Raw genomic sequence first — 21,311 nt, 5'->3', positions numbered from 1 at the left:
CGATCAGGGGTGCGCAGGCGCATCTCGGGAAGGGAACGACATGGCGACCGTCATCCAGTACCAGGAGCTCGGCTCGGCCGACGTCCTCGACCTCGTCGAGGTCCCGACGCCTCAGGCGGGCCCCGGCGAACTCGTCGTCGAGGTGCGAGCCGCGGGCGTGAACCCGATCGACTGGAAGCTCCGCAGCGGCCTCCGCGGCGGCGAGCTGCAGGGCACCCGACGCGTCGGGAGCGACGGCGCCGGCGTCGTCGTCGAGGTCGGCGACGGGGTCGACGGCTGGTCGATCGGCGACGAGGTCGTCGTCGTCAACGCCTCCGGGACGTATGCGACCCACGTCGTCGTCACACCCGACCAGATCATCCGCAAACCGGCTGCCATCTCCTTCGAGGAGGCGGCGGCGATCGGCATCCCCGTGAGCACGGCCTATCAAGCACTTCGCTCGCTCGGCGTGACCGAGGGGACGACCCTCCTGATCCACGGTGGGTCGGGCTCGGTGGGGCACGCCGCCGTGCAGTTCGCCGTGGCTTGGGGAGCGACCGTCGTCGCCACCGCGAGCGAAGGGAACCACGCACGTCTGCGGGAGCTGGGGGCGATCCCCGTCACCTACGGTCCCGGGCTCGTGGAGCGCGTGCGCGAGGCCGCTCCGCAGGGTGTCGACCGTGTGCTCGACGCCGTCGGCACCGACGAGGCGCTCGAGGCCTCGTTCGAGCTCGTCGAGGACCGGCAGCACATCGGCACGATCGTCGTCGGCGCGAAGGCGGCCGACCTCGGGATCCAGGCGTGGTCCGGCGGAAACCCGCTCCCGCTCACGGAGCAGGAGCAGGCCTGGCGGGCGGAGGCGATCCCGGCGGTCGCGTCCCTCGTCGAGCAGGGACGGTTCAGCTTCGAACTCGGCACCGTCCGGCCCCTCGCCGAGGCCGCCGAGGCGCACCGCGAGAGCGAGTCGGGTCACCCGAGCGGGAAACTCATCCTGGTCCCCTGAGCACCCTTCGACAGGCTCAGGGACCGGAGTGACTTGAGCGGGAGTGCCCTTCGACAGGCTCAGGGACCGGGGAGCTACTCCGGGCCCTCGCCGAAGCTGTCGCCGACGGGCGCGCGGTCGGCGAGGTCGTCCTGGTCGTCGAGGTCTTCGACGGCATCCTCGGTGTCCGCGTCGTCGAGTCCGGCGTCGCCGACGATGTCGTCACCACCGACGCCGTCACCGGCGTTGCTCAGACCGCCGTCGCCGGGGGCCGCGTCGTCGGCCGAGCGGTCGACCGCACCGCCGTCGGGAACGACACCGCCGACCGAGCTGTCGGTCTGGTCCTCACCGGGCACGTGTGCCTGGGCGCCCGGACCGCCGTGGGCGAGGGCGTCGCGCTGGGCGTCTGCTGCTGCTGGATCCATGGGATTGCTCATGACGGCAGCGTAGGCCGGACGCAGCGTCGCCGCGGGGGCTTGGCTCCGGGACGCCGGACGCCTATCCTCCGCGTTCCCCGCCGGACCGGACGCGGTGTCGACGGCGCGGTGGGGTGCCCTTCGACAGGCTCAGGGACCTGCGCGAGCTCACGGACCGAGTCGGCTCAGGGATCGGGGCCGGGACAGGCTCAGGGAGCGGGGTGGGTCAGCGGCCGGTGTGCTGCGCGATGATCGCCTTGATGCGGTCGACGTCAGCCGGGACGATCTCGAAGCGCTGCTCGAGACCCTCGATGCCCTCGAACGCCTCGGGACGCTCCGGCTCCTCGCCGAGCGCCTCGCGGACGATCTCGGCGAACTTCGCCGGCAGCGCGGTCTCGAGCACGAGCATCGGGACGCCCTCGCGCAGGTGGCGACGGGCGACCGTGACGCCGTCGGCGGTGTGCGGGTCGATCGTGACGCCGTAGCGCTCGTGCACGTCGCGGATGGTGGCGACGCGGTCGGCGTGGGTGCTGCGGCCAGAGACGAAGCCGAACTCGCTGATCCGCTCGAACTCGGGCGTCCCGGAGAGGTCGAACCCGCCCTCCTCGTCGAGGGACCGGAACAGCTCACCGAGGCGGGTCGCGTCCTGACCGACGAGGTCGTAGAGGAAACGCTCGAAGTTGGACGCCTTCGAGATGTCCATGCTCGGGCTCGACGTGTGGTGCGTCTCGGCCGCCGAGCGCGGGCGGTACACGCCCGTGCGGAAGAACTCGTCGAGGACGTCGTTCTCGTTCGTCGCGACGACGAGCTGGGCGATCGGGAGCCCCATGGAGCGGGCGATGTGCCCGGCGCAGACGTTGCCGAAGTTACCGGACGGCACCGAGAACGACACCTTCTGGCCCGGACCGTCGGTCGCGAGGAGCCAGCCGTGCACGTAGTACACGACCTGCGCGACGACGCGGGCCCAGTTGATCGAGTTGACCGTACCGACGGCGTGGAGCGCCTTGAACGGAGCGTCCTTCGAGACGGCCTTCACGATGTCCTGGCAGTCGTCGAAGTTGCCCTCGACGGCGAGGTTCACGATGTTGTCGTCCTGGAGGCTGAACATCTGCGCGCGCTGGAAGCTGCTCATGCGGCCATGCGGGCTCAGCATGATGACGCGGATCCCCGTCTTGCCGCGCATGGCGTGCTCGGCCGCGCTCCCGGTGTCGCCGGAGGTCGCGCCGAGGATGTTGAGCTCGTCGCCGCTCTTCGCGAGTGTGTACTCGAAGAGGTTGCCGAGCAGCTGCATCGCCATGTCCTTGAAGGCGAGCGTCGGGCCGTTCGAGAGGCCGAGGAGCTGTAGCTCGGTGCCGCCCTCCTCACCGAGGGTGCGCAGCGGGGTGATGAGCGAGGCGTCGTCGCCGGCGCGGCCGTTCGAGTACACCTCGGCGGTGTAGGTGCGACGGGTGATGTCCTGGAGGTCGGCGGCGGGGATGTCGTCGGCGAACTTCGACAGCACGGCGAACGCGAGGTCGGCATAGGACAGCTCGCGCCACGACTCGAGCTCCTCAGCGGTCAGCTGCGGGTACTCGGCCGGGAGGTACAGGCCGCCGTCCGGGGCGAGCCCGCCGAGGAGGATGTCCGAGAAGTGCTGGGGCAGATCGTGGCCCCGCGTCGACTGATAGTGCATGACCGTCTCTCTCATCCGGTTGGAAGCCCGATCTCCAACCTTGCCATATCGGGGGTCGACGCGCAGAGGCCCGCCGGCATCGTGACCGGCCGCTACGCGCGGGCGAGTTCCTCGCGGATCGCGGCGACGAACGCGTCGATGTCTTCCTCCGTGGTGTCGAACGAGCACATCCAGCGCACCTCGCCCTTCGCCGCGTCCCAGTCGTAGAAGCGGAAGCGTTCCCGCAAGCGGTCGGGGACGCCCGCGGGCAGGGTCGCGAACACCGCGTTGGCCTGGGTCGGTTGGCTGAAGCCGAGTCCCGGTGCCTCGCCGGCGGCGATGAGGGCCTCGAGGGAGCCGCGGAGGCGCGCGGCCATCGCATTGGCGTGGGTCGCGGAGCGGAGCCAGAGCCCGTCGCCACCGTCGGCCGCCGGCTCGAGCAGGGCGATGAGCTGCGCCGCACCGAAGCGCATCTTCGACGCCAGCTGCATGTTGAGCTTCCGGAGGTAGACGAGGCCCTCCGATGCCGACGGTTCGAGGACGACGATGGCCTCGCCGAACATGAGTCCGTTCTTCGTCCCGCCGAAGGACAGCACGTCGACGCCGGCATCGGCGGTGAACGCGCGCAGTGGGACGCCGAGGGCTGCTGCGGCGTTGGCGATGCGGGCTCCATCGAGGTGCAGCTTCATGCCGTGACCGTGCGCGTGGTCGGCGATCGCGCGGATCTCCTCGGGCGTGTACAGGGTGCCGAGCTCGGTGGTCTGCGTGATCGAGACGACGAGCGGCTGTGCACGGTGCTCGTCGCCCCAGCCCCACGCCTCGCGGTCGATGAGGTCGGGCGTGAGCTTGCCGTCGGGGGCGTCGACCGTCAGGAGCTTGATGCCACCGACCCGCTCCGGCGCGCCGCCCTCGTCGGAGTTGATGTGCGCGGTCGACGCCGAGATGACGGCACCCCAGCGCGGGAGCATGGACTGCAGGCCGACGACGTTCGCGCCGGTGCCGTTGAAGACGGGGAACACGGCGACGTCGCGGCCGAAGTGATCAGCGAAGACCTCGTGCAGCCGACGGGTGTAGTCGTCCTCGCCGTAGGCGATCTGGTGGCCGCCGTTGGCCGCCGCGAGGGCGTCGAGGATCTCGGGGTGGACGCCGGAGTAGTTGTCGGAGGCGAAGCCGCGGATGCTGGTGTCATGCAGAGAATCGGTCACTGATCCATCCTCGCGCATGCCACACGCAGCTTCCGTGCATCGCGGGCCGACTTCCTGCGCGTCCGACCCGGTGTCGTCGGTCTCCCCACCTCAGGAGTGTCTCGGCGTGGCGGCCGGTGCGCGCGGCCGACACGCCGGGACACTCCTGAGTTAGGGGACTGGGAAACGAGGTCAGTCGGCGGCGTGACGCGGGCCGTCGGAGGAGGGGACGCTCTCCTCGGGCACGGCGTCGATCGCGGCGTCGATGTCGGCGTGCGCACCGGGCTCCGGCTCCGCGTCCGGGGTCTCCTGCGCCAGCGCGTGCTCGTAGGCGAGCGCGTGCACGGCGATCGAGGAGGCGACGGCGGCCTGCTGCTCGTCCTCGGCGGAGGGCTGAGCCGGCTGCTCGGCCGCGAGCGCGGCGGCCTGTTCGGGCGTCAGCCGGGCGTCCTGGTCCTCCTCGTCCTCATCGACGAGGTCGAGCACGATGGGGTCGTCGCCGTAGATGTCGCCCGCCGGGTCGCCCGCGAGCGGGGCCGGCGCGGGGAGGCGCTGCTCGGCGTCGAGGAACTGCTTGGCCTCGAAGGCACCCGGGTTGAAGACCTCGTCGATCCCGCCGAGCCCGCTCATGCCTTGAGCGCTTCCGACAGTTTGACCCGGCCGCCCATCTTGAGCAGCGAGTTCTCGTAGATCCGCGAGCCGACGAGGATGACGAGCGCCGCCGTGATCGCGAGGATCAGCAGGGACAGGATCGGCTCCCACCACTGCGCCGAGCCGACGAAGAGACGGACGGGCATGCCCACGGCTGCCGAGAACGGCACGTAGGACATGATCGTCATCACCACCGGGTTGTCGTTGAAGAAGATGACGGCGAAGTACGGGATCATGATCAGCATCGTAATCGGGGTCGTCGTCGAACCGATGTCCTCTTGACGTGAGACCAGGGAGCCGGCGGCGGCGAAGAGTGCGGCCAGCAGGATGAAGCCGAGCACGAAGAACACCACGAACCAGACGACCGGGGTCCCGAGGCCTCCGAGCAGCTCCGTCTGGCCCGTCACCGTCAGCCCGATCACCGACAGCGCAGCGATCGCCAGGATCTGCCCGAACGCCAGGATGCTGTTGCCGAGCACCTTGCCGGCGAGGAGCGCCTTCACGGGGATGGCGGACATGAGGATCTCGACGACGCGGGTCTGCTTCTCCTCGACGACGCTCTGCGCGATCGACGCCCCGAAGGTGGTGGCGGAGACGAAGAACACGAGACCGAACCCGAGCGACACGATGTACAGCAGGAAGCCAGCGGAGCCGTCGGCGTCGGGATCGAGGATGGTGACCTGCGGCTGCGCGCTCAGCTGCATGATGAGCGTGTTGGAGGCCTCGGAGTCGAAGATGACCTGGACGCCGGTGGGGTTGTCGTCGGTGGCCGGTGCGATCGCCGCCTCGACGTCGCCCGACTTCACGAGGGCTTCAGCGGCGGCGACGTCGGCCGCCTCGGTCACGTCGAAGGTCTTTTCGTCGACCAGTCCCGCACCCGCGTTCCCCACGACCGCGACCTTCGTGGTCTCCGAGGCGGTGTTCTTCGCGAGGAACCCGCCGACGACGATGCCGGCGAGGATCACGAGGAGGAGGATGCCCGTCGAGATGAGGAACGTCTTGCTGCGCAGGCGCATCCTGACCTCGCGCTCGGCGACGAGACCGATGCTCTGCACGAGGCTGGGGGAGGCCGGGCCGGAGCGACGACGACCGGCGGGCTGGATCGGGGACTCGGTTGCCGTGGTCACTGGATGACCTCCTTGAAGATCTGGGCGAGGGTGGGTCGGAGGGGGGCGAAGCTCGTGACGTCGCCCTGGGTCAGCGCCTCACGGAGCACGGCCTGCGCCGCCTGGGCGTCGTCGGCGTCGAAGAGGGCGTAGCCGCCGTCGAAGTCGACGACGGAGATCCCCGGGCGCTCACGCAGCCACCCGGTGTCTGCCGCGGTGAGCAGCTCGTAGCGGTTGCCGGCATGGGCTTCGCGGAGTGACTCGCGCGAGCCGTAGGCGCGGATCCTGCCACCGGCGATGATCACGAGGTCGTCGCAGAGGCGCTCAACGATGTCGAGCTGGTGACTGGAGAACAGGACGGGGGAGCCGTCTGCGGCGAACTCGCTGAGCACACCGACGACCACGTCGACCGCCATCGGGTCGAGGCCGGAGAACGGCTCGTCGAGGACGAGGACGTCGGGGTGGTGGACGAGCGCCGCGGCGATCTGCGCCCGCTGCTGGTTGCCGAGCGACAGGCTCTCGAGGGCGTCGTTCCGGCGCTCGCCGAGGCCGAGGCGCTCGAGCAGTTCGCCGGCGTTGCGCTTGGCGGCGTGGGTCGTGAACCCGTGGAGACGGGCCAGGTAGACGAGCTGTTCCTCGACCCGCATCTTCGGGTACAGGCCGCGCTCCTCCGGCATGTAGCCGAACCGGCGGCGGTCCTCCGGGGTGAGCGGGGTGCCGTCGAGCGTGACGGTTCCTGCGTTCGCGGCGAGGACACCGAGCAGGATGCGCATCGTCGTCGTCTTGCCGGCGCCGTTCCCGCCGACGAACCCCGTCATGCGGCCGGGGGCGACCTGGAAGCTGACGTCGTCGAGCACCTTCCGCTCGCCGTACGACTTGTCGATGTGGCTGAGTTCGAGCATCGGCCGCCTCCTGTGATCTGCGTGCTGGACCGAGTGTCCTGCGTCGGGTTCTCCCGGTATGGCGATCACGCTACGCGGCGCAGTGTGCCACCGGCATCCGCCGCAGGACGGGTTGACGCGACAACGCCCGGTCCCCTTCTCCGTCGAGTGGGGGATACCGGGCGTCGTGGACCAGCCGAGCGCTGTATCAGGCGGGGCGGGACTCCGGGGAGACCGTCTTCGAGGGGTCGGTCTCGGCGACGGAGCCGATGGCCTCGTCGATGCGGGCGATGACCGCGTCGTCGAGCTTCACACCGGCCGCGGCGGCGTTCGCGGTGACCTGCTCGGGACGCGAGGCCCCGACGATCGCACCGGCGATGTTGTCGTTGTGCAGCACCCAGGCGAGCGCCAGCTGCGCCATGGTGAGGTCGAGCTCGTCGGCGATGGGCTTCAGCTGCTGGACGGCCGTGAGCACCTCGTCGTCGAGGAAGCGCTTGATGGTGTCGGCGCCGCCCTTCTCGTCGGTGGCCCGGCTGCCCTGCGGGAGCTCTGCACCCGGCAGGTACTTGCCGCTGAGGACGCCCTGCGCCACCGGCGACCAGACGATCTGGGAGATGCCGAGTTCGCGCGAGGCGGGGACGACCTCCTCCTCGATGACCCGCCACAGCATCGAGTACTGCGGCTGGTTCGAGATGAGCTGGAAGCCCAGCTCCTTGGACAGGGCGTGGCCGGCGCGCAGCTGCTCGGCGTTCCACTCGCTCACACCGATGTAGAGCGCCTTGCCCGCCCGGACGACGTCGGCGAAGGCCTGCATCGTCTCCTCGAGCGGCGTCTCGCTGTCGTAGCGGTGGGCCTGGTAGAGGTCGACGTAGTCGGTGCCGAGACGCGTGAGCGAACCGTCGATCGACTCCATGATGTGCTTGCGCGACAGCCCGACGTCGTTGTGCCCCTTCGGGCCGGTGGGCCAGTAGACCTTCGTGAAGATCTCCAGGCTCGCGCGTCGTTCGTCCTTGAGGGCGTCGCCGAGCACCTGCTCCGCCGCCGTGTTGGCGTAGGCGTCGGCCGTGTCGAAGGTGGTGATGCCGGCGTCGAGGGCGGCGCGAACGCTCGCCGTGGCGACGTCGTTCTCCACCTGCGAGGCGTGGGTCAGCCAGTTGCCGAAGATGATCTCTGAGATCTTGAGTCCGCTGTTGCCGAGGTATCGAAATTCCATGCTCGTCACGCTACTCCTCGCATCCGACCGACCGACGGGGTTGCGCGGAGACGGAGCGAACCCTCAGCTGCGCGGTGACGCCAGCCCGTGCTCGTAGGTGTAGATGACCGCCTGGATGCGATCGCGGAGGGCGAGCTTCTGCAGCACCTTCGAGACGTGCGACTTCACGGTCGCCTCGCCGACGAAGAGCGTGGTCGCGATCTCCTGGTTGGACAGGCCCTGGGCGACCAACTGCAGGACCTCGCGCTCGCGCTCCGTCAGCTGGTCGTAGTCGGCGCCGGTCGTCGGCCCGGCCGGGGCGGTGTGATCCTCCACGGCGTCCTCGACGGCGGGGGCCTGCCGGGTGAACCCCTCGATGACCCGGCGGGTGACCGCCGGCGAGAGGAGCGCTTCCCCACCCGCGATCACCGAAACCGCTGCGACGAGTTCCTCCGGCGAGGAGTTCTTCAGAAGGAACCCGCTCGCACCGGCCCGGAGCGCCTCGGCCAGGTAGTCGTCGCGGTCGAAGGTGGTGAGGATGAGGACCGCGGCGTGCACCTCGGGATCCGCGACGATCCGACGGGTGGCCTCGAGGCCATCCATGCCCGGCATCTGGACGTCCATGCAGATCACGTCCGGCGCGAGCGTCGTCGCGAGCGCGACGGCCTCGGCGCCGTCCGACGCCTCGCCGACGATCTCGATCCCGGGCTGTGAGCCCAGGATGATGCGGAAGCCCGCACGCAGCAGCTCCTGGTCGTCGACGAGGAGGATACGGGTGGGCTGCTCGGTCATGCCTGGTCCTTCGTGGTGGCGGTCTGGGGTCGTCCTGCGGCGGTGGAGGCGAAGCGGGCGTCGGCGATGGACGCGGCGACGGGCTCCATCGCCTGGTCGCCCGGCCGGCCGAGCGGGATGGCGGCCCGCACGAGGAAGCCGCCGCGGGCGCGTGCCCCGACCTCGAGGACGCCGCCCGACGACGCCACGCGCTCCCGCATCCCGATGAGCCCGAGCCCACCGCGGCGGGCCACCGTCGGGACGGTCCCCGTGTTCGTGACCTCGAGCTCGACCGCGTCGTCCAGATAGCGGAGCCTGAGTTCGGCCGTCGCCGTGGTGCCACCGTACTTGCGGGCGTTCGTGAGCGCCTCCTGCGCGATCCGGTACAGGTTGAACGAGACGACGGCCGGGATCGCGACCGGTGTGCCCACGAGTTCGAACCTCGTCGGCAGCCCGTTCGCCGTCGACTCGTCGGCGAGCCGGCCCAGCTGGCCGACGCCGACGGTCGACGGGCTGCTCTCCTCGTCGGTCGGTTCGCTGTGCGCGCGGAGGGTGCCGAGCATCTTGCGCAGCTCGTCGATCGCGCTCCGTGCGCCGAGCTCGACGTTCGTGAGTGCATCCCGCGCGGCCGCCGGGTCGGCATCGAGCACGGTGCGCGCGGCGCCGGCCTGGACCCCCATCACCGAGACGTGGTGGGCGACGACGTCGTGCAGCTCGCGCGCGATCCGCACCCGCTCGAGGGCGACCGCCTGCCGGGCGGAACGGGCGCGCTCCGCCTCGAGCTCGGCCGTGCGCTGCTCGAGCGCCGCCCGCTCCCGGGAGGACTGGTACACGCGCTCGCCGAAGAAGTACGCGGCCCCGAAGTAGAGGATGTTCGTCAGGATCTGGATGAGGATGAACGCCACGAGGGGTGAGAAGAGCCCCACCCGGGAGAGGCTGGGCAGCGCGTCGGGGTCGGTCGCCTGGATGAACATGGAGACGAGCAGCCAGACGAACATGGCGACGATGATGAGCACGCGGACGAGTGCGGCGCGACGTCGGTTCGGGACCCATGCCCCGACCGTGTAGATCGCGAGGAACAGGGCGATGTTCGTGAAGAGGACCTCGGGTACGAGCACCGTGCCGCCCACGATGAACATGACGGCGACGACGATCGAGACGGAGCACGGGAAGCGGCGACGGAACGCGAGCGGCGCGGTGATGCCGATCGCCCAGAGGACGGACGCCCACATCGGTGCGGGCTCGGGGTAGAACCCGGCGATCGTGTACAGCGTCAGGCTGAGGAGGGTGCCGACGCCGAGGGCGATGGCGAGGATGACGTCCGATCGCTGTTCCGACGGCGTCGCGGCAGGACGTCGCCACTCGGCGTCGTAGGGGTCGACCGGGCGGTCCTCCTGCTGGTCGACGGCGGGCTCGCTCATGCCGTCCACGCTAGCGCGACGCCCCGCCGGGGACATCCGTCGAGCGACGGAGGGCGCCGCTCCGGGCTCGAACAAGAGCCCGGAGCGTCACTCGGGAGAGTGCTGCTCCGGGCTCCTCCGCGGCACGGTCGGGTCAGGCCGCGGATCGCCCCGTGATCCCGGCGGTCGACGTGATGACGTCCGCCATCTTCTTGCCGAGCGCCTCGTAGAACATCGACAGGGGGAACTCGTCGTCGAGGACCGCGTCGGTGAGTCCGCGCGGCGGTCCGCTGAGGATCTCGTCGGACAGCCCACGCGCCCACTGCGACGCGGGGTGCGGCGTCAGCGTCGTCCGGACGAGCTCGTACGCGGCGAGCCAGTGCGCGGTCTTCGGACGGTCGATCGATCGCCAGTACAGCTCGTCGATGCTCTCGCCGAGCCGCACGACCACGTCGGGGACCTCGTCCCAGTCGATCGTGAGCCTCGTGTCGGTCCAGTGCAGCACGCCGTGCTGGTGCATCCACGCGAACAGCAGCTGGCCGCCGACGCCGTCGTAGTTCCGGACGCGCGAGCCGGTGATGGCGAACCGGAAGATGCGGTCGAAGATGATCGCGTACTGGACGAGCTTCGCGTGCTCGAGGATCGCCACGTCCGCCGCGTCGAGGGTCTCGGTCTCCGCGCGGGTCGTCAGTGTGCGCTCCAGCCGCACCGACTCGCGGAACGCCGTGAGGTCGCAGCGCAGCTCCTCGAGGGAGTACAGGAAGAACGGCATCCGCTGCTTGATCATGAACGGGTCGAACGGGAGGTCACCGCGCATGTGCGTGCGGTCGTGGATGAGGTCCCACATGACGAAGGTCTCCTCGGCCAGCTGCTGGTCGTCAAGGAGGGACGCGGCGTCGGCCGGGAGCTCGAGCTTGGTGATCTCGGCCGCGGCTCGGACGACCCGACGGTACCGGGCCGCCTCGCGGTCCTGGAAGATCGCGCCCCAGGTGAACGCCGGGATCGCACGCATCGCGACCGTTTCGGGGAAGAGGACCGCGGAGTTCGTGTCGTACCCCGGCGTGAAGTCGAGGAAGCGGATCGGCACGAAGAGCGCGTTCGTGTAGTCGCCGGCCTCGAGCGCGGCGATGAACTCGGGCCAGATGACCTCGACGAGCACGGCCTCGATGTGGCGGTCGGTCGAACCGTTCTGCGTGACCATCGGGAACACGACGAGGTGTGCCAGGCCGTCCACGCGGTGCCGCTCGGGGTGGAAGGCGACGAGCGAGTCGAGGAAGTCGGGGACGCCGAAGCCGTCGCGCTCCCAGCGGTCGAAGTCGGCGACGAGGGCGTCGAGGTACTCGGCGTCGTGCGGGAAGTTCGGAGCGAGGGTGCGGACACTCGCGACGATCGTGGCGACGTGCCCTGCCGCCGACTCGTGGTCGCCCGCCTCGGGGATCGAGCCGTCCTTCACCTGGACGGCCTGCAGCGCGGTCGCGGCGGCCTTGAGGTCCGTCCAGGCCGGGTGCCCGACGAGTGCGGCGGCGTCTTCGACGACCTCCGGCTCTCCGACGATGCTCTTCGTGTGGGTGGTGGCGACGTTCGACATGGTGAACCTCCTTCCGCGTGCGCAGGCGTCGCCCGGGGTGGGTGACGATTCCTTCGAGCGTAGGGGCGGAGGGGGTGCGGATTTCTTGCGTCAGGAGCGACTTCGCTGCAACATTCGGCCGTTCACGCCGGGGAACTGCACGGCCGACCGCGGCGGACCGCTATCCCCAGCGGCGCTTGATCCAGCGGTCGAGGACACCGACGAGCGCATCGGTGATCGCGCCGAGCAGCGCGAGCACGATGATGACGAAGAAGATGCGGTCGACCCGGCCGTTGTTCTGCGAGTCCACCAGGCGGAATCCGAGTCCCATGGACGAGGCGATGAGCTCCGCCGCCACGAGGAACAGCCACGACTGCGCGAGCGCGAGTCGGAGGCCGGAGACGACCGAGGGCGTCACGGCGGGCAGCTGCACCGTCCGGAACAACGCGACACCGTTCAGGCCGAAGGCGCGGCCGGCCTCGACCAGGTGCTTGTCCACGTGGCGGAGGGCGGCGGAGACCGTCGTGTACACCGGGAAGAACGCGCCGATCGCGATGAGCGTGATCTTCGACTCCTCACCGATCTTCAACCAGAGGATGAGCAGCGGGACCCACGCGAGCGACGGGACGGCGCGTATCGCCGCGAAGGTCGTCGACAGCAGGATGTCGCCGAGGCGCGAGAGCCCCACGACCGCGCCGAGGACGAGGCCGAGGACCGCACCGATGAGGAAGCCGATGAGGACCCGCTGCACCGAGATGGCGACGTCCTGCTGCAGCCAGCCGCGCTGCGCGAGGTCCACGCCGGCCGCCCAGACCTCGGCGGGTGCCGGGAGTTGCGAGGCCGGCACGAGGCCGAGCGCGGTGACGAGCTGCCAGGCCCCGAGGATGACGACGGGGACGATGAAGCCGCCGAGGACGACGACGATCCCGCGGGACCCGAGGACGGCGCGCGCGTCGCGGCCGGACTGGGTCGCCTGGGCACCCGCGGCTGCGGTGGTGCCGAGACCGGCGAACTCGGTCATGGTTTCCTCTCGGGGCGGTTCAGGCGACGGACTACTTCGCGCCGATGGCGGACGGGTCCGCGTCGTCCACGAAGCTCGGGTTGAAGAGGTCGGCCAGGGCGTCGTCGACCTTGTCCTGCGAGGCCACGTCGCCGGACTCCACGAAGATCGGGCCGATGATCGACAGGACCTGCTCCTGCGCCTCGCCCGGGGCCGGGTCGACGTCGAGGTTCGAGCGCTCCGTGATCACCTTCGTCGCCACGGCGAGGTCGAGGCCCGCGGCGTCCGCGAGGATCTGCGCCGTCTCGTCGGGGTTCGACGCGGCCCATTCACGAGCGTGCTCATAGGCGTTCACAACGGTCTGCGCGACGTCCGGGCGCTCGTCGACGAAGGACTCGGTCGCGGCGAGGATGCCGTAGCTGTTGAAGTCGACGTTGCGGTAGATGAGCTTCGCGCCCGCCTCCTCGGCGCCGGCCATGATCGGGTCGAGACCGGCCCAGGCGTCGACGGAACCGTTCTGCAGGGCTGCCCAGCCGTCGGCGTGCTGGAGGTTCTCGATCGTGACGTCGGAGGCGGACAGGCCGGCCTCCTCCAGTGCCTGCAGCAGGAAGAAGTAGGGGTCGGTGCCCTTCGTCGCGGCGACCTTCTTGCCCTTGAGGTCGGCGACGTCGGTGATCGTCGAGCCCTGGCCGACGACGATCGCCGACCACTCGGGCTGCGAGAAGACGTCGATCGCCTGGATGGCCGATCCGTTCGCCCGGTTCAGCAGCGCGGCGGACCCGGCGGTGGACCCGACGTCGATCGCGTCGGCCCGCAGTGCCTCGTTGGCCTTGTTGGAGCCGGCCGACTGGACCCAGTTGACGGTGATGTCCTGGTCGTCGAGGGCGTCCTCGAGCCAGCCCTGGTCCTTGATGATGAGGGAGAGCGGGTTGTAGGTCGCGAAGTCGATGTTGAGCGTGCCGCCCTCGGTGGTGCCGGCGGTGCTGTCGCGGCCGGCTGCAGGAGCGTTCTCGCCCGCCACGCAGCCGCTGAGGAGGAGTGCTGCGGCGGCGGTCGCGGCGACGAGGGCCGCGCGCCCGGCGCGGGAGATGGTGAAGCGGCGTCGTGAGGTCATGCGTTGGTCCTTGCTGTGGATCGGTGCGGGATGACGGCGGAGGTGGTGGGTGGCTCAGTACGGGAAGTGCGGGATGGACGGCAGTCGTTGGTCGCCGCGGGCGAGACCGTGGCGGTCGATGCCGAGTCCGTCGAGGAGACGGCCGCGAAGTTCGGCGAGCTCTGCCGACCCGCGGTCGCGCGGGCGGTCGCCGGGGACGGTCACGGTCTGCGCGATGGTCGAACCGGGCTGTCCCTCCTCGCGACCCAGCAGGATGACCCGGTCGGCGAGCTGGAGGGCCTCGTCGACGTCGTGCGTCACGAGCAGGATGGTCGTGGGCGCGGCGAGGTGGATGGCGAGCAGCAGGTCCTGCATCTTCAGCCGGGTGAGGGCGTCGAGGGCGCCGAACGGCTCGTCCAGGAGCAGGACGCCCGGCCGGCGAGCGAGGGCCCTGGCGAGTGAGGCGCGTTGCGCCATGCCGCCGGAGACCTCCCGTGGGCGGTGCTCGGCGAAGTCCGCGAGCCCGACGAGTTCGAGCAGCTCGGCGACGCGGGCACGTCCTTCGGCTGCGGGTGTCCGCTTGGGAAGACCGAGCGCGACGTTCGCTGCGATGGTGCGCCAAGGGAGGAGTCGAGGCTCCTGGAAGCCGAAGGCCGTGCGCGGGTCGATGCCGGCGACGGGCGTGCCGTCGATGAGTACGGAGCCGGCGGTCGGGTGGTCGAGACCGGCCGCGATCCGCAGCAGGGTGGACTTGCCGCAGCCGCTCGTGCCGAGGATCGCCACGACCTCCCCGGCCTCGGCGGTGATCGTGACATCGCGCAGCACGGGCCGTGGGACGTCGGCGCGTTTGCCGACGCCGCTCGCGAAGGTGCGGCCGACCCCGGCGAACGCGACCGTGGAGGCACGATCCGCCGAGCCGACGGGGACGGCGTCGCGGGTGACCGGCGAGCTCGCGGCGAGCGGGCTTGGGGCGGCGTTCGTCATGGGTCTCGGGCTCCAGGGGTGGGGTGCCCGCCATGCTACGCGAGGGTGACGGGCCGCTCTCGGCCGCCGAAACAGAGCGTCACATTGGCGTCCGCCGGTGACATCCGCAGGGTTCCGGTGTTATGCGTCCGCTACCAGCTGCCGACCTGCGCGAGGGCGACGTCGAGGATGGCGACGGCCTCCTCCCGGTTGACCCGGGCGAGCAGCAGCGCGCTGACCGACAACGAGGTGAGCTGCCGGGCGGCCGCGGCGAGTTCGTCCGCGTCCGCCTCGGGACGGGCGAGGGCGAGGGCGTCCGAGACCGCGGTGGTGAGCTCGGCCCGGTAGCCGTCGACGACCTCGCGCAGTGCATCGTCGTGGGCCGCGAGGCCGGCCGCGCTGTTGAGGAGGAGGCAACCGCGGCGGGGGGAGTCGTCGGGCAGCGTCGCGATGACGGTCTGCACGCCCGAGAAGTAGGTGGTGAGCCCGGCTCTGCCGTCCGTCGCACGCGCGAGCACCGAGAGGCGCGGTCGGATGACGGTGTCGAGGTAGTCCTGCACGGCGGCGTCGAACAGTCCGCGCTTGCTGTCGAAGGCGTGGTACAGGCTCGACCGCCGCAGACCGGTGGCCGCTTCGAGGTCGGCGAGCGAGGTCGCCTCGTACCCGCGGTCCCAGAAGACGTCCCGCGCCGCCTGGACGACGGCGACGGTGTCGAACTCCTGCGTGCGTCCCATGGGTGCCTCCTCCTGGCTCGGCCGGACCTCCGGACGGCGGCTTGTGTACCGAGCGTTCTACTATTATAGTAGACCCATCGGTACAGAATGTCGCTCCGCCCGGACGACTCGACACCGATCTCCCGGAAGGCCCGTCCCATGCTCGTCGTCAGTCTCGTCCTCGTCGGCATCGCCGCCCTCCTGCACGTCTACATCTTCGTGCTCGAGTCGCTGCGCTGGACCGAGCCGGCCACCCGCAAGACCTTCGGCACCTCGGAGCTCGAGGCCGAGACCACCCGAGGGATGGCGTACAACCAGGGCTTCTACAACCTGTTCCTCGCGATCGGCGCGATCGTCGGCATCGTCTTCCTGATCACCGGCTCGACCGGTATCGGCGCGGCCCTCGTCTTCGCCTCGGCCGGCTCCATGCTCCTGGCCTCGCTCGTCCTCATCACCTCGGACCGCACGAAGGCACGCGCCGCGATCGTCCAGGGGACCACCCCGCTGCTCGGACTCGTCGCGCTCATCATCGCGCTGGTCGTCTGACACCTCCCATCCCGACGCCCCGGCGTCACCCCGTCCGCAACCCGACGACGTGCTGCGCCCACCCACCGATGCATCGAATCACCGCACCAAGGAAAGGCACCACATGAACACCCCCGCGCTCAGCACCCAGATCCAGCTCGTCTCGCGACCGGTCGGTTGGCCGACCGAGTCCGACTTCCGGACCGTCTCCGTCGAGCTCCCGGAGCTCGCGCCCGGCCAGCTCCGGGTCCAGAACCTCTTCCTCTCGGTCGACCCCTACATGCGCGGTCGTATGAACGACGCCCGCTCCTACGTCGCGCCGTACCAGCTCGGAGAGACGATGACCGGCGGAGCCATCGGCCGGGTCGTCGAGTCGGCCGGCGAGGGCTTCTCCGTCGGCGACGTCGTCCTGCACCAGTTCGGCTGGCGCGACCTCGTCCAGGAGGACGCCGGCGGGTTCCGCGTCGTCCCCGAGCTCCCCGGCGTCCCGCTGTCCGCCTACCTCGGCGTCCTCGGCATGACGGCCCTCACCGCGTACGTCGGTCTGCTCGAGGTCGCCAAGTTCCGAGAGGGCGACACGGTGTTCGTCTCCGGTGCGGCAGGTGCCGTCGGCACGATGGTCGGCCAGATCGCCCGTCTCAAGGGCGCGAAGCGCGTCATCGGTTCGGCCGGATCGGCCGAGAAGGTCGCCCTGCTGACGGAGAAGTACGGCTACGACGCCGCGTTCAACTACAAGGACGGCCCCGTCACCGAGCAGCTCGCGGCCGCGGCACCCGACGGCATCGACGTGTACTTCGACAACGTCGGGGGCGAGCACCTCGAAGCGGCGATCGACGCCTTCAACGACGGCGGACGTGCAGCGCTTTGCGGCGTCATCTCGCAGATCAACGACACCGAGCGTGCCGAGGGCCCGCGCAACCTGTCGAACATCGTGACCCGGGGGCTCACCCTCACGGGTTTCACCGTCGGTAACTACACGCAGCACTTCCCGGCGTTCTCCGGTGAGATGGGTGCGTGGTTGCAGAACGGCGACGTCGTCTTCGACGAGACCGTCTACGAGGGCCTCGACCACACGCTCGACGCGTTCCTCGCCCTCATGCGCGGTGCCAACACCGGGAAGATGGTCGTCAAGCTCTGACGCGATCCCTCGACGTCGCCTGACACTGGCGACCGACGGCCCGTCCACCCGCTCCGGGTGGACGGGCCGTTCGCCGTCCTCAGACCGCTGTGAGGACCCCGCCCGCCGCATCGATGCGGGCCATCGCGAGGCGTTCGGCGGCGACGAGCGTCGTGACGCCCTCCGCAGCGGCGTCCCGGTAGATCGACTGCACGGTCCGCCCGATCGCCGACACCCGCTGCTCGATGGCCGCGGCATCGGCGCCCGGTTCGGACGCCATGGCGAGGTAGATCACGCCGCCGGCGTTCGCGACGAAGTCCGGCGCCCACAGGATGCCGCGCTCCTCAAGGGTCACTGCGTCGGCGCGGGTGGCGAGCTGGTTGTTCGCCGCCCCGACCACGGCGCGACACCGCAGCTGGCCGATCACCCGGGCGTTCAGGGCACCGCCGACACCGCACGGCACGAAGAGGTCCGTCTCGACGAGGTGTTCGTCGCCCGCTTCGATCCAGCTGGCGCCGATCTCCTCGGCGAGGGCGCGCTTGCGTGGGTCGACGTCGGTGACGATGAGGCGTGCCCCCTCGGCCGCGAGGCGCCGGGCGAGTCGGCCGCCGACCTGGCCGAGTCCGGAGACCGTCGCCCGGTGGCCCGCGACGAGCGGTGTGCCGAAGACCGTCTCGAGCGTCGCGGTGATGGCCGCGTACACGCCGGCCGCCGTCGCCTCGCTCGGTTCGCCGACACCTCCGCGGTCCGCCGGCAGCCCGCTGACGTGCTCGGTCCGCTCGGCGACGACGGCCATGTCGTCGGCGGTCGTGCCGACGTCCTCCGCGGTGCGGTACGCGCCGCCGAGTGCTTCGACCGCGTCGCCGAGGTCGAGCATCGCGTCGCGGCGCTCCGCGGGGTCGAGGGTCGTCCCGACGGGCAGGTGGATGACGGACTTGCCGCCGCCGTGCGCGAGACCGGCGGCCGCGTTCTTCATCGTCATCCCCGCGGCGAGGCGGAGGGAGTCGTCGACGGCCTCGAGCCAGGACCCGTACCGCCAGAGTCGCGCGCCGCCGAGGGCCGGTCCCAGGGCGGTGGAGTGCAGGGCGACGCTGATGGTCAGCCCGGAGCGCGGGCCGCGGCTGATGGACAGGCGTTCGTGGGGGAGGGTGGTGCTGTGCATCGCGTCGCTGGACGCGACCGGGTCGAATGACGTCATCGTCGGATCTCCTCGTGGGTGATTGGTGCGGGCTCCTGGTGGGAGCGGATCGCGGGGCGATGGTGGTGCCCGGCTCTCCTCCCCAGATTCTCCACGCCGGCCGCCCGCTCCACAACCGTCGGCTCGACCGGGCCGGTGGACGGGCTGCACCTAGGCTGGACGGCATGGGTGGAGTGCTGACGGGGTTCGCGATCATCGGCACCGTCATCCTCGTCGGCTACCTCGCCGGGCGTCTCGAGGTCGGGGGCCCGACGACCGGGCATGTGCTCAACCGGGTGGCGTTCTTCGTCACCAACCCGGCGCTGCTGTTCACCGTGCTCGCCACGGCCGACCTGCACGAGGTGTTCAGCAGTTTCATCTGGGTCGCCCTCGCGAGTGCCCTGTCGGCCGCTGCACTCTTCGTGCTGCTGAACGCCGTGTGGCTGCGCAAGGACCTCTCCGTCGCGACGATCGGCGCACTCGGCTCGGGTTACGTCAACGCCAACAACATCGGCATCCCGGTGGCGGTCTACGTCCTCGGTGAGGCCGGCTACGTCGCCCCGGTCATCCTGCTGCAGCTGCTCGTCTTCGCTCCGATCGCCCTCACCATCCTCGATGTCAGACAGCGCGGCTCCGTCTCCTTCCTCGGTGTTGTGACGCAACCCTTCCGCAATCCGATGATCGTCGCGTCGATCGTCGGCGTCGTGCTCAACCTGTTCGGCGTCCGACTGCCCGAGCCGGTCATGGCCCCGTTCGAACTCCTCGGGGGCGCGGCGGTGCCGCTCATCCTGATGGCGTTCGGGATGTCGCTGCACGGCATGCGGCCGTTGCAGGCCGGCAGCGGACGTCGGGAGATCTTCGTGGCGACCGCGATCAAATCGGTCGTGATGCCCGGGTTCGCCTACCTCATCGCCCACTTCGGGTTCGGGCTGAGTGGCACGCCGTTGTTCGCCTCGGTCGTCCTCGCCGCCCTCCCGGCGGCCCAGAACGTCTACAACTTCGCCAGCCGCTACGAGCAGGGCGTCACGCTCGCCCGCGACACCGTCCTGCTGACGACGATCCTCTCCGTACCGGTCCTCGTCGTCGTCGCAGCCCTGCTCGCCTGACCTCCGGAACCGGTCCATCCGGAACAGCTCTGTCCTCCGAAGAATGGACAGCGATGGCCGGAAAAGTCGAACGTTCGCGACTACTCTTGGGCGGGCGCGACTGAGATATACCACCGTCCAGTCCGGTGGAGCACCACCGGACACGACCCGATGGGACGACATGACCGAAGGCACGAACCCACGACACGTACGCTCCGGAGACTGGGCCGAATCCCGCGAGACCGTCGGCGACGAGATGCTCGCCGTGCAGGACTTCTCCGGTGAGGAGGAGGGATACCACAAGACCCTCAAGCCGCGGCAGATCCAGATGATCGCGATCGGCGGCGCGATCGGCACGGGGCTCTTCCTCGGTGCGGGCGGGCGTCTGAACAGCTCCGGCCCGGCGCTCATCCTCGTGTACGCGCTCTGCGGGTTCTTCGCGTTCCTCATCCTCCGCGCTCTGGGCGAACTCGTCCTCCACCGCCCGTCCTCGGGCTCGTTCATCTCCTACGCGCGTGAGTTCTACGGCGAGAAGATGGCGTTCGGCGCGGGGTGGTTGTACTTCCTCAACTGGGCGATGACCTCGATCGTCGACGTCACCGCGGCCGCGCTCTACATCAAGACCTTCGGCAAGCTGTTCGGTTGGAAGGAACTCGAGGACTTCCCGCAGTGGGTCTTCGCACTCGGTGCCCTCGTCATCGTGCTGGCGCTCAACCTCGTCTCCGTCAAGCTGTTCGGGGAGATGGAGTTCTGGTTCGCGCTCATCAAGGTGTCGGCGCTCGTGATCTTCCTCATCGTCGGCGTCTGCTTCATCGTCTTCGGCGGACGTACCGACATCGGCGCCGTCGGATTCTCGGTCATCGGCGACAACGGCGGGCTGTTCCCGGTCGGGGCCTTCGCCCCGATGATCGCGATCTCCGGTGTGGTCTTCGCTTACGCAGCCATCGAGCTCGTAGGTACGGCTGCCGGTGAGACGGCGGAGCCGAAGAAGATCATGCCGAAGGCCGTCAACACGGTCATCTTCCGCATCGCGATCTTCTACGTCGGCTCGGTGCTGCTGCTGTCGCTCCTGCTGCCGTACACGGCCTACGAGGCCGGCGAGAGCCCGTTCGTCACCTTCTTCTCGCACATCGGGTCGGAGCAGGCCGGGGCGATCTCGGCGTCGGTCATGAACTTCGTGGTCCTGACGGCAGCGCTGTCGAGCCTCAACGCCGGTCTGTACTCGACGGGCCGCATCCTGCGCTCCATGGCGGTCAACGGCTCGGCTCCCGCCTTCACCGGCAAGATGAGCAAGAACGGCGTCCCCTTCGGCGGCATCCTGCTCACGGCGGCACTCACCCTGCTGGGTGTCGGCCTCAACGCGCTCGTCCCGTCGAAGGCATTCGAGATCGTGCTCGAGATCTCGGCGATCGGCATCATCGGCGGGTGGGCGACGATCATCCTCTGCCAGATCCAGCTGCAGCGCTGGGCGAAGCAGGGCAAGGTCGAGCGGCCGTCGTTCCGCCTGTTCGGGGCACCGTTCACGTCGTATCTGACGCTCGCGTTCCTCCTGTTCGTCCTCGTGACCATGGGCTTCTCCGAGACGGGCCGCTGGGTCCTCGCCTCGCTCATCGTCCTCATCCCGCTGCTCATCGTCGGATGGTTCGCGGCGAAGCCTCGAATCCTGGCAGCCGCGGCCGCACGGGAGGGGCACACGGGCACCTGGCCGGTGGTCGCGGAGCGTCCCGCCATCGATGCGAACAAGCGGAAGCGCGGGGGCGCACCGAAGTCCTAGGCGGGAGCGGGGGCGGCGACCTGATCGGCGTTCCGAGGTGAATCGCTAAGCGATAGTGATCACTTCGACCCGGTCTCGAGCATT

The 21,311-nt window shown here is 69.9% G+C and carries 20 protein-coding genes; 5 read left to right on the top strand and 15 right to left on the bottom strand.

All coding sequences use genetic code 11. The annotated features are described in order from the left end of the window. Window positions 1–40: 40 nt before the first annotated feature. Window positions 41–982 carry an NADP-dependent oxidoreductase gene (locus AC4PMY_RS06025; RefSeq protein WP_491622209.1) on the top strand — a complete coding sequence of 314 codons (942 nt, stop codon included), beginning with the start codon at window positions 41–43 and terminating at the stop codon, window positions 980–982. Window positions 983–1,056: 74 nt separating this feature from the next. Here the strand turns inward: AC4PMY_RS06025 and AC4PMY_RS06020 are convergent, their stop codons facing one another. From AC4PMY_RS06020 to AC4PMY_RS05955, 14 genes are all read right to left on the bottom strand, one after another. After that, window positions 1,057–1,398, bottom strand: a complete 342-nt coding sequence (locus tag AC4PMY_RS06020; RefSeq protein ID WP_491622208.1) for a hypothetical protein — start codon at window positions 1,396–1,398, stop codon at window positions 1,057–1,059. A 205-nt stretch (window positions 1,399–1,603) separates the two neighbouring features. Beyond that, on the bottom strand, window positions 1,604–3,049 hold the full coding sequence (gene thrC, locus AC4PMY_RS06015) for a threonine synthase (RefSeq protein ID WP_491622207.1): 1,446 nt from the start codon (window positions 3,047–3,049) through the stop codon (window positions 1,604–1,606). A gap of 92 nt (window positions 3,050–3,141) precedes the next feature. Then, window positions 3,142–4,251: a threonine aldolase family protein gene (locus AC4PMY_RS06010; protein ID WP_491622206.1), complete on the bottom strand. Its 1,110-nt coding sequence runs from the start codon at window positions 4,249–4,251 to the stop codon at window positions 3,142–3,144. 153 nt (window positions 4,252–4,404) lie between these two features. After that, complete coding sequence (locus AC4PMY_RS06005; RefSeq protein WP_064295521.1) at window positions 4,405–4,842, bottom strand: hypothetical protein; 438 nt, start codon at window positions 4,840–4,842, stop codon at window positions 4,405–4,407. Then, window positions 4,839–5,990, bottom strand: a complete 1,152-nt coding sequence (locus tag AC4PMY_RS06000; protein WP_231884351.1) for an ABC transporter permease — start codon at window positions 5,988–5,990, stop codon at window positions 4,839–4,841. The genes AC4PMY_RS06005 and AC4PMY_RS06000 overlap by 4 nt, the downstream gene beginning before the upstream one ends. Then, the gene (locus AC4PMY_RS05995) at window positions 5,987–6,871 is read right to left on the bottom strand and encodes an ABC transporter ATP-binding protein (protein ID WP_491622205.1); all 885 of its coding nucleotides are present in this window, start codon (window positions 6,869–6,871) and stop codon (window positions 5,987–5,989) included. Before AC4PMY_RS05995 ends, AC4PMY_RS06000 begins: the two co-directional genes overlap by 4 nt. Before the next feature lie 187 nt (window positions 6,872–7,058). Next, entirely contained in the window at window positions 7,059–8,063 is a 1,005-nt protein-coding gene (locus tag AC4PMY_RS05990; protein ID WP_138946296.1) for an aldo/keto reductase family protein, read from the bottom strand. 63 nt (window positions 8,064–8,126) lie between these two features. Further along, window positions 8,127–8,834: a response regulator gene (locus AC4PMY_RS05985; protein WP_079001312.1), complete on the bottom strand. Its 708-nt coding sequence runs from the start codon at window positions 8,832–8,834 to the stop codon at window positions 8,127–8,129. Then, complete coding sequence (locus tag AC4PMY_RS05980) at window positions 8,831–10,234, bottom strand: sensor histidine kinase (RefSeq protein WP_491622204.1); 1,404 nt, start codon at window positions 10,232–10,234, stop codon at window positions 8,831–8,833. Before AC4PMY_RS05980 ends, AC4PMY_RS05985 begins: the two co-directional genes overlap by 4 nt. Before the next feature lie 133 nt (window positions 10,235–10,367). Next, window positions 10,368–11,801 carry a DUF6421 family protein gene (locus AC4PMY_RS05975; RefSeq protein WP_491622203.1) on the bottom strand — a complete coding sequence of 478 codons (1,434 nt, stop codon included), beginning with the start codon at window positions 11,799–11,801 and terminating at the stop codon, window positions 10,368–10,370. A gap of 160 nt (window positions 11,802–11,961) precedes the next feature. Next, window positions 11,962–12,801, bottom strand: coding sequence for an ABC transporter permease (locus AC4PMY_RS05970; RefSeq protein ID WP_491622202.1), 840 nt, complete (start codon window positions 12,799–12,801; stop codon window positions 11,962–11,964). 31 nt (window positions 12,802–12,832) lie between these two features. Then, window positions 12,833–13,894, bottom strand: coding sequence for an aliphatic sulfonate ABC transporter substrate-binding protein (locus AC4PMY_RS05965; RefSeq protein ID WP_491622201.1), 1,062 nt, complete (start codon window positions 13,892–13,894; stop codon window positions 12,833–12,835). A 54-nt stretch (window positions 13,895–13,948) separates the two neighbouring features. Then, the gene (locus tag AC4PMY_RS05960; RefSeq protein ID WP_491622200.1) at window positions 13,949–14,857 is read right to left on the bottom strand and encodes an ABC transporter ATP-binding protein; all 909 of its coding nucleotides are present in this window, start codon (window positions 14,855–14,857) and stop codon (window positions 13,949–13,951) included. A gap of 131 nt (window positions 14,858–14,988) precedes the next feature. Further along, complete coding sequence (locus AC4PMY_RS05955) at window positions 14,989–15,570, bottom strand: TetR/AcrR family transcriptional regulator (protein WP_064295527.1); 582 nt, start codon at window positions 15,568–15,570, stop codon at window positions 14,989–14,991. 138 nt (window positions 15,571–15,708) lie between these two features. Between AC4PMY_RS05955 and AC4PMY_RS05950 the strand changes: the two genes are divergently transcribed. Both AC4PMY_RS05950 and AC4PMY_RS05945 read left to right on the top strand, forming a co-directional pair. Beyond that, window positions 15,709–16,095, top strand: a complete 387-nt coding sequence (locus AC4PMY_RS05950; RefSeq protein ID WP_491622199.1) for a DUF1304 domain-containing protein — start codon at window positions 15,709–15,711, stop codon at window positions 16,093–16,095. 103 nt (window positions 16,096–16,198) lie between these two features. Next, window positions 16,199–17,212, top strand: a complete 1,014-nt coding sequence (locus AC4PMY_RS05945; protein ID WP_491622198.1) for an NADP-dependent oxidoreductase — start codon at window positions 16,199–16,201, stop codon at window positions 17,210–17,212. Window positions 17,213–17,291: 79 nt separating this feature from the next. Here AC4PMY_RS05945 and AC4PMY_RS05940 read toward each other — a convergent pair whose 3' ends face one another. Then, entirely contained in the window at window positions 17,292–18,389 is a 1,098-nt protein-coding gene (locus AC4PMY_RS05940) for a Glu/Leu/Phe/Val dehydrogenase family protein (RefSeq protein ID WP_491622197.1), read from the bottom strand. A gap of 164 nt (window positions 18,390–18,553) precedes the next feature. On the opposite strand from AC4PMY_RS05940, the gene AC4PMY_RS05935 reads away from it, so the two are divergent. Further along, window positions 18,554–19,474 (top strand): AEC family transporter, encoded by a 921-nt coding sequence (locus tag AC4PMY_RS05935; RefSeq protein ID WP_071262228.1) that lies wholly within the window; start codon window positions 18,554–18,556, stop codon window positions 19,472–19,474. A 160-nt stretch (window positions 19,475–19,634) separates the two neighbouring features. Next, window positions 19,635–21,227, top strand: coding sequence for an amino acid permease (locus AC4PMY_RS05930; RefSeq protein WP_491622196.1), 1,593 nt, complete (start codon window positions 19,635–19,637; stop codon window positions 21,225–21,227). The last annotated feature ends 84 nt before the right edge of the window (window positions 21,228–21,311 follow it).

It is taken from the genome of Plantibacter sp. MDV22-iso1 (assembly GCF_058408345.1).
This window is presented reverse-complemented; position numbering and strand designations above follow the sequence as displayed.

Bases quoted from the DNA above. Each gene is read 5' to 3' on its own strand.
- AC4PMY_RS05950 (WP_491622199.1), top strand. From the start codon at position 15,709: ATGCTCGTCGTCAGTCTCGTCCTCGTCGGCATCGCCGCCCTCCTGCAC.
- AC4PMY_RS05955 (WP_064295527.1), bottom strand. From the start codon at position 15,570: ATGGGACGCACGCAGGAGTTCGACACCGTCGCCGTCGTCCAGGCGGCG.
- AC4PMY_RS06005 (WP_064295521.1), bottom strand. From the start codon at position 4,842: ATGAGCGGGCTCGGCGGGATCGACGAGGTCTTCAACCCGGGTGCCTTC.
- AC4PMY_RS05960 (WP_491622200.1), bottom strand. From the start codon at position 14,857: ATGACGAACGCCGCCCCAAGCCCGCTCGCCGCGAGCTCGCCGGTCACC.
- AC4PMY_RS05965 (WP_491622201.1), bottom strand. From the start codon at position 13,894: ATGACCTCACGACGCCGCTTCACCATCTCCCGCGCCGGGCGCGCGGCC.
- AC4PMY_RS05935 (WP_071262228.1), top strand. From the start codon at position 18,554: ATGGGTGGAGTGCTGACGGGGTTCGCGATCATCGGCACCGTCATCCTC.
- AC4PMY_RS05980 (WP_491622204.1), bottom strand. From the start codon at position 10,234: ATGAGCGAGCCCGCCGTCGACCAGCAGGAGGACCGCCCGGTCGACCCC.
- AC4PMY_RS05970 (WP_491622202.1), bottom strand. From the start codon at position 12,801: ATGACCGAGTTCGCCGGTCTCGGCACCACCGCAGCCGCGGGTGCCCAG.
- AC4PMY_RS05940 (WP_491622197.1), bottom strand. From the start codon at position 18,389: ATGACGTCATTCGACCCGGTCGCGTCCAGCGACGCGATGCACAGCACC.
- thrC (WP_491622207.1), bottom strand. From the start codon at position 3,049: ATGCACTATCAGTCGACGCGGGGCCACGATCTGCCCCAGCACTTCTCG.
- AC4PMY_RS05945 (WP_491622198.1), top strand. From the start codon at position 16,199: ATGAACACCCCCGCGCTCAGCACCCAGATCCAGCTCGTCTCGCGACCG.
- AC4PMY_RS06020 (WP_491622208.1), bottom strand. From the start codon at position 1,398: ATGAGCAATCCCATGGATCCAGCAGCAGCAGACGCCCAGCGCGACGCC.
- AC4PMY_RS05975 (WP_491622203.1), bottom strand. From the start codon at position 11,801: ATGTCGAACGTCGCCACCACCCACACGAAGAGCATCGTCGGAGAGCCG.
- AC4PMY_RS05995 (WP_491622205.1), bottom strand. From the start codon at position 6,871: ATGCTCGAACTCAGCCACATCGACAAGTCGTACGGCGAGCGGAAGGTG.
- AC4PMY_RS05930 (WP_491622196.1), top strand. From the start codon at position 19,635: ATGACCGAAGGCACGAACCCACGACACGTACGCTCCGGAGACTGGGCC.
- AC4PMY_RS06010 (WP_491622206.1), bottom strand. From the start codon at position 4,251: ATGCGCGAGGATGGATCAGTGACCGATTCTCTGCATGACACCAGCATC.
- AC4PMY_RS06025 (WP_491622209.1), top strand. From the start codon at position 41: ATGGCGACCGTCATCCAGTACCAGGAGCTCGGCTCGGCCGACGTCCTC.
- AC4PMY_RS05990 (WP_138946296.1), bottom strand. From the start codon at position 8,063: ATGGAATTTCGATACCTCGGCAACAGCGGACTCAAGATCTCAGAGATC.
- AC4PMY_RS05985 (WP_079001312.1), bottom strand. From the start codon at position 8,834: ATGACCGAGCAGCCCACCCGTATCCTCCTCGTCGACGACCAGGAGCTG.